This window comes from Nocardioides sp. AN3 (assembly GCF_054653495.1).
The window spans coordinates 114112-125808 of the sequence record NZ_BAAIGC010000015.1 but is presented as its reverse complement, the minus strand read 5'-3'; the positions used below and the strand labels follow the sequence as shown (position 1 = coordinate 125808).

The window sequence follows — 11697 nt, the reverse complement described above, 5'->3', positions numbered from 1 at the left end:
AGCCGGCATTTCGGGCCCTCTTGGTGTGACCGGACAAGGCCAAATTGAGGTATATCCCGCTGAGGGGGGTTCCGCTCACGCAGCGGGCGGGTGAAGTGTGGCCCGCGGGTCCGCTGTCGGCGAGGGGGACCGTCTCCAGCGCACTCTCACTCTGACAATCGGCAAGTGGGAGGTCTCATGATGATCAGAAGCACCCGCAACAGAATGCTTCTCGCCGCAACGACGGCTGCGATCGCCGTCGCTCCGTTCGTGGGCACAGGAACAGCCGCCGCTCACACCGGACATCACGGTCACTCGGTCTCCATCACCACGGTGCTGACCGGACTCGCCGCGCCACGAGGCATCGCGTTCGACGGCCAAGGCAGCATGTATGTCGCCGAGTCCGGGGTGGCGGGCGAAGGCCCCGCCGGCCTGACGCACACCGGCATGGTCAGCAAGTACCGCTGGGGCAGGACGACACCCAGCTGGTCGACGTCGTTCGACTCCGTCTACGCCAGCGAGGACCCGAGCCAGCCTCCGGACGTGCTCGGCCCCGAGGGCCTCAGCTCGACCACCAGCGCCTGCGGCTACCGCGGCAGGCATCACCACGGTCACGACCTCGGCAGGGCCGCGTGGCACCGCAGCCACCGGAAGGCCTGCCAGGTGACGATGATCATGTCGGAGTCGACGCCCGGCGTCCTCGCGTCTTCCGATGGCAAGGTCAACGCTCCGCAGGCCGGTCACCTCTTCCGCCTCGACGGCAAGACGGGTGCGGCGACGGACAAGGCAGACGTCGGGACCCAGATGTACAACTGGACGAACGACAACAAGAGCCTGTTCCCCAGTGACTTCCCGGACTCCAACCCCTTCGGCGTGCTCGTCACCCAGGACCACCGCAGCGGACGGCCCCGCACGTTCGTCGCCGATGCCGGCGCCAACACGATCTCCGAGATCATGCGTGACGGCACCGCCCGGATCATCGCCTACATCCCGAACGAGACGGCCGCGCCGTTCCGCGACGCCACGCCGACCTGCATCGCGCAGGGCCCGGACGGCTGGCTGTACGTCGGCACGCTGCACCTGGTGGCGAACATCTTCGGCACGGTGAACGGCGACCAGTCCGACGTGTGGCGGGTGAACCCGAACGCGAACTACCCGACGGCCCCCCAGCTGTGGACGTCCGGCCTGACCACCGTCACGGGCTGCACCTTCGACCGCTCCGGCAACTTCTGGGCGACCGAGATGTTCCAGGGCGGTCTCCAGGCACCGGTCCCCGGTGACGTCGTGAAGATCCCGTTCCGCCACCCGAGCTCGCACAAGCGGATCGGCTTCGGGAGCCTGCTGCTGCCGGGAATGATCGCCCAGGGTCCTGACGGCGCCATGTACGTCACGACCGGCTCCTCAGCTCCCGGTAAGGCGGGCGGAGTGGCGCGCATCGGCAAGTGACGAGCTGTCCCCTCAGCGCCGGCCGCCTCGGGGTGGCCGGCGCTGGTCGTCTACGTCGGCCCCCACGCGGATCACGCCATCGGCAGCGCTAGACTTGACGCTCGTTCAGACAGGGGAGCCCGACCATCGGGCTGAGAGTGCGGGCCACCGCAGACCCTCCGAACCTGATCCGGTTAGCACCGGCGAAGGGAGTCACGATGCGCATCCGCGCGCTCGTCATCACCGTCACCACCGCGCTCGCTCTCACGGGCTGCTCGCTCAGCGGCAGCGGGAGCGACAACACGGCGTCGAAGGGGTCCAAGGGCGCCGAGGCGCCGAGCGACGTCGTCCTCGTCACCCACGACTCCTTCACGCTCCCCCAGGAGCTGAAGGCGCAGTTCGAGAAGACGTCCGGCTACAAGCTCGTGGTGAGGCAGAGCGGAGACGCCGGCGCCCTCACCAACAAGCTGGTCCTCACCAAGGACGACCCGACGGGCGACGTGTCCTTCGGTGTGGACAACACGTTCGCCTCGCGGGCTCTCGACGCGGGCGTCTTCGCCGACTACACGCCGCGCGACCTGCCGGCCGGCGCCGCCACGTTCGATCTCCCGGGCGACGGCGGCAAGAAGCTGACCCCGGTCGACAACGGCAACGTGTGCGTCAACGTCGACACAACCTGGTTCCAGGCCCACCACCAAGCGCCGCCCGCCACGCTGGACGACCTGACGAAGCCGGCGTACAAGGGTCTGTTCGTGACGCCCGGCGCCACCACGTCCTCGCCGGGACTGGCGTTCCTGCTGACGACGATCGCGACGTACGGCGACGCCTGGCCCGCCTACTGGAAGAAGCTGCTGAGCAACGGCACCAAGGTCGACGACGGATGGGAGGACGCCTACACCGTCGACTTCACCCAGGGCGGTGGCCACGGCAAGAGGCCGATCGTGCTGTCCTATGACTCCTCCCCGGCCTTCACCGTCAAGGGTGGCGTGTCGAGCACCCAGGCGCTGCTGGGCACGTGCTTCACCCAGGTCGAGTACGCCGGCGTGCTGGCGAAGGCGAAGAACCCGAAGGGGGCCGAGGCCTTCGTCGACTTCCTCCTCAGCCCGGAGGTCCAGAAGGCGCTTCCCGACGCGATGTATGTCTTCCCCGTCGCCCACGGCACCCCGCTGCCGGCCGAGTGGGCGAAGTTCGCCGTGCAGCCCACCAAGCCGCTGACGGTCTCGCCGCAGGACATCAACGCTCATCGTGACGAGTGGCTCCGCACCTGGAGCGACCTGGTCTCCCAGTGACGCCCGTCCGCCGGTCGAGTAGCGAGCGCCAGCGAGCGTATCGAGGCTCGCTCCGCCGGGCTCTCGCGCTGCTCGCGCTGGCGGCGCCACCGGTCGCAGTGCTGGCGTTGTTCTTCGTGCTGCCGGTCTGGGGGATGGTCTCTCGGGGGTTCTCCGACGGGATCGGACCGGTCCTCGAGGTGCTCGGTCGACCCCGGGTCCATCGGGTGCTGTGGTTCACCGTCTGGTCCGCGACGGTGGCGACGGCGCTGAGCGTGGTCCTGGGTCTGCCCGCGGCGTACGCACTGCACCGGCTCACCTGGCCCGGCCGGCCGGTGGTCCGCGCCGCGCTCCTCGTGCCCTTCGTGCTGCCGACGGTGGTCGTCGGGGTCGCCTTCCGCCAGCTGCTCGGCGAGGCGGGCCCCCTCGGCTTCCTCGGCCTGGACGGGACCGCGGCCGGGATCGTCGCCGGACTGGTCTTCTTCAACGTCGCGGTCGTCATCCGCACCGTGGGCGCCGCATGGGAGTCGCTCGACCGGCGTGCCGCAGAGGCTGCGGCGGCCCTCGGAGCCGGCCCCGTGGTCGTCTTACGCACGGTCACACTGCCGGCGCTGAGACCGGCGATCGTCAGCTCCGCGACGGTGGTGTTCCTGTTCTGCGCCACCGCATTCGGCGTGGTGCTGACGATGGGCGGCCTGCGCTACTCCAGCGTCGAGACCGAGATCTACCTGCTCACGACCAACCTCCTCGACCTGCAGGCGGCCGCGGCGCTCTCGATCCTGCAGTTGGTCGTCGTCACCGTCCTCCTGGCGTTCGCGGCACGCCTGCGGGTCTCGACGGCCGTCCGCCGCACCGTGCCGCGACCCCAGCGTCCCCGCCGGGCCGACGTGCCGGTTCTCCTCGTGACCGCCGTGCTGCTCGCCCTCGTCGCGGCACCGCTGCTGACCCTCGTGGTCGGCAGCCTCCGCACTGACGGCGGCTGGACCCTCGCGAACTACCGCGCGCTCGGCACCCCCGGCACCGCCCTTCTCGTCCCGGTGACCACGGCGCTCGTGACGAGCCTGCGGACGGCGGTGGACGCCACCTGGATGGCGCTGCTGCTCGGCGGGCTGGTCTCCGTCGTGGTCACGCGACGCTCGCACGGACGCATGGAGCGTCGGGCCCGTGTCGTGCTCGACGGGTTCTTCATGCTGCCCCTGGGCGTCTCGGCCGTCACCCTCGGGTTCGGGCTCCTGCTGACACTGGGCTCCTTCCGGGAGAGTCCGCTGCTCGTCCCGATCGCGCAGGCGCTGGTGGCGCTTCCCCTCGTGGTGCGCATCCTGGTCCCGGTGCTCGGCGGCGTCGACGACCGGCTGCGTCAAGCAGCGGCCTCGCTCGGCGCCGGACCGCTGCGCCAGTTCGCCACCGTGGACCTGCCGGTGGTGTGGAAGCCGCTTCTCGCGGCCGCCGGCTTCGCCTTCACCGTGTCGCTGGGCGAGTTCGGCGCCACCAGCTTCCTCGTCCGTGACGAGAGCCCGACCCTGCCCGTGGTGATCTTCCGGCTCATCGGCCACCCGGGCGCGATGAACTACGGCATGGCGCTGGCGGCGTCGGTGGTCCTCGCGGCCGCGACGGCGGCCATCATGCTCCTCGTCGAGCGTCTGCGTGTGCCGTCGATCGGTGCGTTCTGATGCTGTCGCTCGACCACGTCTCGGTCTCCTACGACGGCCACGAGACCGTCCACGACGTGAGCTTCGACCTGGCCGACGGGCACGTGCTCGCCGTGCTGGGGCCGTCCGGCTCGGGGAAGTCGACGCTGTTGCGCGCCATCGCAGGCCTCGAGCCGGCGCGCGGAACGATCGCCTGGGACGGGCGGTCGATGGCCGGCGTCCCGACCCACAAGCGCGGCTTCGCCCTCCTGTTCCAGGACGGACAGCTCTTCGAGCACCTCTCGGTGGGGCGCAATGTGGAGTACCCGCTGCGGCTCCGCCGCGGTCAGGGAGAGCGGCTGCGCCGCGGTCAGGGAGAGCGGCTCCGCCCCGGTCAGGGAGATCGGCTCCGCCGCGGTCAGGGAGAGCGGCTCCGCCGCACGGGCGGCCGCGCTGCGCGCGTGGCGGAGCTGCTCGAGCTGGTCGGGCTGGGCGGGTACGGCGACCGCTCGCCCAGCACGTTGTCGGGCGGTGAGCGTCAGCGTGTCGCACTGGCCCGAGCGCTCGCGGTGGAGCCGCGGCTGCTCCTGCTCGACGAGCCGCTCTCGGCGCTGGACGCCGGGCTGCGGGAGCGCCTGGCTGCCGATCTGCGCCACATCCTCCGCGAGGCCGGCACCACGGCGCTCCTCGTGACCCACGACCAGGAGGAGGCGTTCGCCGTCGCGGACCGCCTCGCGGTCCTGCGTGGGGGCCGGCTGGTGCAGGAGGGGGCAGCGGCCGACGTCTGGGCCGCGCCGGCCGACGCGGAGACCGCCCTGTTCCTCGGCTATGCCCACGTGCTGGACGGGGAGCCGGCGCGTCGGCTCCTCGACGGTGTCAGTAGGCAGGACGCGGCCGCGGCCGCGGACGCCGGGGCGGCGCGGGTCGCCGTACGCCGCTCCGCTCTGGTGCTCGACCCCAACGGCGCGATCCCGGCGTCCGTCGTGTCCGCCCGCGCGACGCCGGAGGCCGTGCGCCTCGTCGTCACGGCGGACGGCATCGGGACGCTCGACGCCGTGGCCCCGCTCGATCGACACCCGGGGCCGGGGGAGCGGGTGCGCCTTCGCCTCGACTCCACCCGGCTGGCGCTGCTGCCGCCTGGCTGAGGCCGCCTGGATGAGAGGGCGGCCTGTCGCGGGTCCTAAACTTTGCCGCATGCATCGCCGCGCCCAGATCACGCTCGTGGCCAACGCCGTGCTGATCGGGATCGCTGCCATCATCGTCTCGATCGTCACCGGCAAGAGGCTCATCGACCCTGACGGGAGCTTCCTCGGCCCGACCTGGATGCGGCTGCCCCTGCTCCTGCTGGCCGCCCTCGCGCTCGACCTCGTGCCCCGGACGTTGTGGGAGTCACGGTTCAAGCCGACACTGTGGCAGTCCATCGCCGCCCGTCGTCTGCGCACGCACTGGAACCGTGAGCGGCTGACCCTGGTGGCGCTCGGCGTCGTGGGCTTCTACGTCGTCTACGTGAGCTACCGGAACCTGAAGTCGGCGCTGCCGGCGCTCATCCATGCGCAGTACGACCACGAGCTGCACCTCATCGACAAGGCGCTCTTCTTCGGTCATGAGCCGGGTGCGGTGCTGCAGGCCGCACTCGGGACGCATGCGGCGGCGTGGTTCCTGTCCTACATCTACCTGTGGTTCCTGCCGCTGGTGCCGATCGCGGTGACCTGCTGGCTGGTGTGGTCCAAGGACCTCTCCTACGGCTACTGGTTCGTGTGCGCGCAGGCGCTCGCGTGGACGCTCGGCACGATCTCCTACTACGCGCTGCCCACGGTCGGGCCCGGGCTGCAGTATCCCTTCGTCTACGCGCCGCTGACCCACACGCCGACCACCGCGCTCATGGACTCGCTCGTCAATGCGAGGCACAACGCGTTGTGGGACGCTCAGGCGAAGGCTGCCCAGACGGTGGCGGGCTTCGCGTCACTGCATGTCGCGATCACGCTCCTGACGGCCCTGATGGTGCAGTACACGGTCGCGATGAAGTGGCTCCGCGTCGTCTTCTGGGTCAACTTCAGCTGCACCTGCGTGGCGACGCTCTACTTCGGGTGGCACTACGTCTCCGACGACGTCGCAGGCGTCATGATCGCGCTGACCGCGTTCTACCTGGCCGGCATCGCGAGCAAGCAGCAGTTCCGCCGGAAGGGGTTCGTGCGACGCCAGGCGGCGCAAGCGGCGCGCGAGGCGCAAACGACAACTGTGTAGTTTCGTCAACACGACACGCCGGCGAGATCTGGAAATTTTGGGTCTTCTGTTTCTTCTGTGACTGCTGAGCATTAGCGTGAGGCGAGTGCTTCGACTCGCCACTCCTGTCACCGGCCTCTCGGCCGCGCTCTGCGGCGCCCTCTCGGCCACGGTTCTCGGCGTCTCCTGCACCGTCGTGGCAGCCTCCGCCGACCCGACCCCGCCACCGTCGGCACACGACGTGCGGGACGCCCGCCGCGCGGTAGCGGCCGCGGCCGGCGACGTCGCCGGCGTCCAAGCCGCCCTCGCCGCCGCCAACGAGCGGCTGCGCCGCAGCGCGATCGCCGCCGAGCAGGCGGAGGAGGCGTTCAACGGCGCGCGCTACCGCGCTGCGCAGGCCGGACAGGTGGCTCGACGTGCAGCGCGACGGGCCACAGTCGCGCGTGCGGACCTCGAGCGCCGGCGGTCGGCGTACGCCTCGACCGTGCTCGCCAGCTCACAGATGGCGCCGCAGCTGACCGCCTTGTCGGCTCTGGGCAGGGCCGACGGCATCGACGCGCTGATGGAGCGCGTCTCGACCATCGACAACGCGCAGACCGCGCTGGACCTGCAGTACCAGCGGTTCCTGGCCGCGTCCGCCCTCGCCAAGGCCGCCGACGGCCAAGCCCGCGCGGCGGATCGAGACGCCCAGAGCGCCCGCGACGAGGCCGCCACCGCCCGTGCGGTGGCGCAGCGCAGCGCCGACGCCGCCGCGGCCGAGGCCACGGCGATCACCCAGGAGAGGGCCGTGCTCGTCCGCAGGCTGGCGCGCCTGCAGCACATCAGCGTGGCGACGGCCGCCGCGCGGCAGCGGGCGCTGGAGCATGCCGCGCTGGAGCATGCCGCGCTCGAGCATGCCGCGCTTGAGCATGTCGCGGGGACTGCCGCCTCCGCAGCCCAGTCGGCGCCGAGCGCTGCCAAGCCGACCCCCGAGCCGGATCCGACGCCCGAGCCGACCTCCGACCCGACGGCGTCCGACCCGGCGCCGGCACCGCAGCCCGATCCCGATCCGCCCGCCCCGGCGGGTGGTGCCTCGGCGGCGATCGCCTTCGCACGGGCCCAGGTCGGAGAGCCGTACGTCTGGGGAGCGGCAGGACCGGACAGCTGGGACTGCTCGGGGCTGACGATGAAGGCATGGGAGGCCGGCGGGAAGTCGCTGCCGCACTACTCCGTCGCGCAGTACGAGCAGTCCACGCCGATCAGCGCGAGCCAGTTGCGCCCTGGCGACCTGGTGTTCTGGGCCGACTCCGCCAGCCCGAGCTCGATCTTCCATGTCGCGCTCTATATCGGCGACGGCCGCATCCTCCATGCGCCACGCACCGGTGAGCCCGTCCAGGAGGCGTCGATGTACTACTGGACCGCCCCCAGCTTCTACGCACGCCCGTGACGGGGCACCCGTGATGGAGGTCATGTTCGGTGCGGGAGCGGCCTGGCTACCGTGGCGCCATGGTGGCGCAGCCCAAGGATGAGCCCAGCCTGACGGAGCCGGTGCCGGCGGGGGTGCAGGATGCCGGCGGCGACCTCGTCGCGGGGATGCGGGACCTGCTCGACGGCGCCTACGCCGATGTCCGGCGCCAGGTCATCAGCGGCCTGGTGCCGCACGCGTCCGTGCTTCAGGACGCCGAGACGATGTCGCACGCCGACTTCCGTGAGCGGGTCCGCGACCTGCTGGCCGAGCTCGCGGCCAGCGGCCTGACGGGCTTGGGCTTCCCCGAGGAGTACGGCGGGGGAGGCGACGTCGGCGCGAGCATCGCCGCGTTCGAGGCCCTTGCACACGGCGACCTGTCCGTGCTCGTGAAGTCGGGCGTGCAGTTCGGTCTCTTCGGCGGTGCGATCCTCCAGCTCGGCACGAAGCGGCACCACGACGCCTACCTCGCCGACGTCGTCGCGGGCAGGAGGCTCGGCTGCTTCGCGATGACCGAGCACGCCCACGGCTCCAACGTGGCCGCGCTCGCCACCGTCGCCCGCTACGACCCTGGGACGCAGGAGTTCGTCATCACGACGACCCGCGAGGACGCCTACAAGGACTACATCGGCAACGCCGCCCGCCATGCCGAGCTGGCGGTCGTCTTCGCCCAGCTCGAGGTGCCAGGCGAGCCCGGGGCCGGCGAGCGCGGGGCTGGCGAGCACGGGGCCGGCGAGCACGGTGCGGAGCGACACGGGGTGCACGCGTTCGTGGTGCCGATCCGTCACGACGGCGAGCCCGTGCCCGGCGTACGCATCGGTGACGACGGCCCCAAGATGGGCCTCAACGGTGTCGACAACGGTCGCCTCTGGTTCGACGGCGTGCGCGTGCCGCGGGAGGCCCTGCTGAACCGGTTCGCCGACGTGTCGCCCGAGGGCGTCTACAGCAGCCCGATCGAGAGCCAGAGCCGCCGGTTCTTCACCATGCTGGGGACCCTCGTCCAGGGACGGGTCAGCGTCGGCGGTGCCGCGATCACCACAGCCAAGGTCGCGCTCGCGATCGCGGTGACGTACGCCGGTCGCCGTCGTCAGTTCGAGGCCACCGACCCCGAGAGCGAGCAGCTGCTGCTCGACTACGGCATGCACCAACGTCGGCTGCTGCCGCTGCTGGCGCGGACGTATGCGCTCCACTTCGCGCAGGAGGTGCTGCGCAATGACCTGCACGCGGTCTTCTCCGGTGCGCTGTCGGCGGACGTCGATGGCACCGCTGACACCGCTGACGCCGCTGCAGACGAGCTCGCCCGCCGCACCCTGGAGTCGCGCGCCGCCGGGACGAAGGCGCTCGCCACCTGGCACGCGACCCGGACCATCCAGGAGTGCCGGGAGGCGTGCGGCGGCGCGGGCTACCTCGCCGCCAACCGATTCGCGGCCTTGAAGGCGGACACCGATGTGTTCACGACCTTCGAGGGCGACAACCACGTGCTGCTGCAGCTCGTCGCGAAGGGCCTGCTCACCGACTACGCCGGCGAGTTCGAGGACATGAACCAGCTCGGGATGGTCCGCTTCGTCGCCGGACTCGCGGTCGACACCGTCATCGAGCGGACCGCGGTGCACAAGCTGCTCGAGCGGGTGCGGGACCTGCTGCCGGGCGGCGGGTCCGACACGGATGATGCTCAAGGTGATCGAGCAGCGAGCGAGCGCATCGAGATCCGCGATCCCGACTACCACCTCGCGATGCTGTCCTTCCGCGAGGAGCACCTCCTCAGCGGCGTCGCCCGGCGGCTGAAGGCAGGCGTGGACAAGGGCGGCAACCCGGGTGCGGTCTTCTCGTCGGTCCAGGACCACGTCATCGCCGCTGCCCGGGCGCACGTCGAGCGGCTGGTGCTGGAGGCGTTCGCCGTGAAGGTCGCCGCGACCCCCGCGGGTCCGGTCCGTGCGGCACTCGTCCTGCTGCGCGATCTGCACGCCCTGAGCGTCATCGAGTCGGACCGAGCGTGGTTCATGGAGCACGGCCGCCTCTCCTCGGCGCGGTCCAAGGCGATCACCGCCCAGGTCAACGCGCTGTGCCGCGAGGTCCGTCCTCTCGCGCAGCAGCTCGTCGACGCCTTCGGCATTCCCCGTGAGCTCCTTCGCGCCGAGGACCTTCTCGGATGAGCAGCCCCAACATGCGCCGAGCAGACGCAGATGCCCACGTCAGCCCAGGCGAGCGGACGCAGATGCCCACGTGGCGCGGGCATCTGCGTCCACTCGGCGGGTTCCGCGCGGGCATCTGCGTCCGCTCGGCGTGCGTAGGCTGGGCAGTCCATGGTGACTGAGCACTGCGACCGCCTCCCGGGAGTCCCGGAGGTGGGCCGAGCGGTGCTGCTGCCGGGCCGGGCCTACACGCCGGCGATGCCGTTGCTCGCGGCCGTCGTCGACGTGCTCCTGCAGGACGGCTGGGCGGTGCGCGAGGTGTGGTGGACCGCACCCGACGGACTCACCCAGCGGCGCACCGCCGGCTGGGTCGCCGACGAAGCGCGTACGGCGGCCGCCGGGTGGGCCGAGCGTCCGCTGCTGATCGGCAAGTCGCTCGGCACCTTCGCAGCGCCGTACGCCGCACGCGAGCGACTCGACTCCGTCTGGCTCACGCCCCTGCTCGGCGACCGCCGCGTCCGCAAGGGCATCCGCCGCAACAGGGCCCGGCAGCTCCTCGTCGGCGGCACCGCCGACGAGGCGTGGGTCCCCGCCGCGGCAGCGAGGACGCGCGCCGACGTCCTCGAGCTCCCCGACGCCGACCACTCCCTGGTCGTCAAGGGCGACAAGGAGCGAACGCTCGCCTACCGCGCCCAGATCCGCGACGCCCTCACCACCTGGCTAGGGGACGCGTCCGGCCACTGACTGCTCGTCGAGGGATGCAGGGAAATGGCCACTCCCCGCGCGGAGTTCCGCACGGGGAGTGAGTGCTCGGCTGCATACCTCGACGAACAGTCAGAAACCCCGCGCGCCTACTCGCCCAAGACGCCCCGAACATCCACCAACGCCGCTGCGGCGCGCCCCGGTCTGGACTGACGGGAGCGAGGGAGGAACGACCGAGCGGACGGAGGGAAGACCGGGGTTACGAGCGCCGCAGCCGCGCGAGCGGAGCGAGCGCAATCAGACTCAGTGACTCTCGTTCTCAAAACGCTTGAAGGAGTCCTGGATCTCGGCGATGGCGGCGTCGCGTCCGACCCAGTCGGCGCCTTCGACGGACTTGCCGGGCTCGAGGTCCTTGTAGACCTCGAAGAAGTGCTGGATCTCCATGAGGTCGTGCGAGTCGACGTCGCCGATGTCCTGGATGCCCTCGTTGCGCGGGTCGACGGGGACGCAGAGGACCTTGTCGTCGCCGCCCTTCTCGTCGGTCATCCGGAACATCCCGATGGCGCGGCACTTGATGAGGCAGCCGGGGAAGGTCGGGATGGGCAGCAGCACGAGGGCGTCGAGGGGGTCGCCGTCCTGGCCGAGGGTGTGCTCGATGTAGCCGTAGTCGGCCGGGTAGACCGTCGAGGTGAACAGCGTGCGGTCCAGGCGGATCCGGCCCGTCTCGTGGTCGACCTCGTACTTGTTGCGCTCGCCCTTGGGGATCTCCACCAGTACGTCGAACTCCAGCGTCACGACTCGCCTCCGCTTTTCCCGCGGCCGTCGACCGGCCGCACCCTTGACGTGATTCGCCGATCAGTCTCCACGACAATGTGTCGGTGCGCGATTCGAGGACG

General features: G+C 71.0%; 9 protein-coding genes and 1 riboswitch. Of the genes, 8 read left to right on the top strand and 1 reads right to left on the bottom strand.

What is annotated here, in order from left to right:
• Nucleotides 1-177 precede the first annotated feature (177 nt).
• The 8 genes from ACYQ1K_RS17225 to ACYQ1K_RS17190 all read left to right on the top strand — a co-directional run bounded on the left by ACYQ1K_RS17225 (nt 178) and on the right by ACYQ1K_RS17190 (nt 10843).
• On the top strand, nt 178-1425 hold the full coding sequence (locus tag ACYQ1K_RS17225) for a ScyD/ScyE family protein (RefSeq protein ID WP_459984348.1): 1248 nt from the start codon (nt 178-180) through the stop codon (nt 1423-1425).
• Nucleotides 1426-1526: 101 nt separating this feature from the next.
• A riboswitch (TPP riboswitch) is annotated at nt 1527-1633 on the top strand.
• Nucleotides 1623-2693: a thiamine ABC transporter substrate-binding protein gene (locus ACYQ1K_RS17220; protein ID WP_459984347.1), complete on the top strand. Its 1071-nt coding sequence runs from the start codon at nt 1623-1625 to the stop codon at nt 2691-2693. (Overlaps the previous riboswitch by 11 nt.)
• Entirely contained in the window at nt 2690-4342 is a 1653-nt protein-coding gene (locus ACYQ1K_RS17215; protein WP_459984346.1) for an ABC transporter permease, read from the top strand. The genes ACYQ1K_RS17220 and ACYQ1K_RS17215 overlap by 4 nt, the downstream gene beginning before the upstream one ends.
• On the top strand, nt 4342-5445 hold the full coding sequence (locus ACYQ1K_RS17210; protein WP_459984345.1) for an ABC transporter ATP-binding protein: 1104 nt from the start codon (nt 4342-4344) through the stop codon (nt 5443-5445). The genes ACYQ1K_RS17215 and ACYQ1K_RS17210 overlap by 1 nt, the downstream gene beginning before the upstream one ends.
• A gap of 49 nt (nt 5446-5494) precedes the next feature.
• Nucleotides 5495-6544, top strand: coding sequence for a phosphatase PAP2 family protein (locus tag ACYQ1K_RS17205; RefSeq protein ID WP_459984344.1), 1050 nt, complete (start codon nt 5495-5497; stop codon nt 6542-6544).
• A gap of 85 nt (nt 6545-6629) precedes the next feature.
• Nucleotides 6630-7949 (top strand): C40 family peptidase, encoded by a 1320-nt coding sequence (locus tag ACYQ1K_RS17200; RefSeq protein WP_459984343.1) that lies wholly within the window; start codon nt 6630-6632, stop codon nt 7947-7949.
• A 59-nt stretch (nt 7950-8008) separates the two neighbouring features.
• Nucleotides 8009-10120 carry an acyl-CoA dehydrogenase family protein gene (locus ACYQ1K_RS17195; protein ID WP_459984342.1) on the top strand — a complete coding sequence of 704 codons (2112 nt, stop codon included), beginning with the start codon at nt 8009-8011 and terminating at the stop codon, nt 10118-10120.
• A gap of 150 nt (nt 10121-10270) precedes the next feature.
• A complete protein-coding gene (locus ACYQ1K_RS17190) occupies nt 10271-10843 on the top strand; it encodes a hypothetical protein (protein WP_459984341.1) in 573 nt (190 codons plus the stop codon).
• Between the two features lie 261 nt (nt 10844-11104).
• Here the strand turns inward: ACYQ1K_RS17190 and ACYQ1K_RS17185 are convergent, their stop codons facing one another.
• The gene (locus ACYQ1K_RS17185; RefSeq protein ID WP_459984340.1) at nt 11105-11596 is read right to left on the bottom strand and encodes an inorganic diphosphatase; all 492 of its coding nucleotides are present in this window, start codon (nt 11594-11596) and stop codon (nt 11105-11107) included.
• Nucleotides 11597-11697: the final 101 nt, after the last annotated feature.

What these genes read in the sequence shown, in the direction of transcription:
- ACYQ1K_RS17225 (WP_459984348.1), top strand. Translation starts at nt 178, where the DNA reads ATGATGATCAGAAGCACCCGCAACAGAATGCTTCTCGCCGCAACGACG.
- ACYQ1K_RS17220 (WP_459984347.1), top strand. Translation starts at nt 1,623, where the DNA reads ATGCGCATCCGCGCGCTCGTCATCACCGTCACCACCGCGCTCGCTCTC.
- ACYQ1K_RS17210 (WP_459984345.1), top strand. Translation starts at nt 4,342, where the DNA reads ATGCTGTCGCTCGACCACGTCTCGGTCTCCTACGACGGCCACGAGACC.
- ACYQ1K_RS17205 (WP_459984344.1), top strand. Translation starts at nt 5,495, where the DNA reads ATGCATCGCCGCGCCCAGATCACGCTCGTGGCCAACGCCGTGCTGATC.
- ACYQ1K_RS17195 (WP_459984342.1), top strand. Translation starts at nt 8,009, where the DNA reads ATGGTGGCGCAGCCCAAGGATGAGCCCAGCCTGACGGAGCCGGTGCCG.
- ACYQ1K_RS17190 (WP_459984341.1), top strand. Translation starts at nt 10,271, where the DNA reads ATGGTGACTGAGCACTGCGACCGCCTCCCGGGAGTCCCGGAGGTGGGC.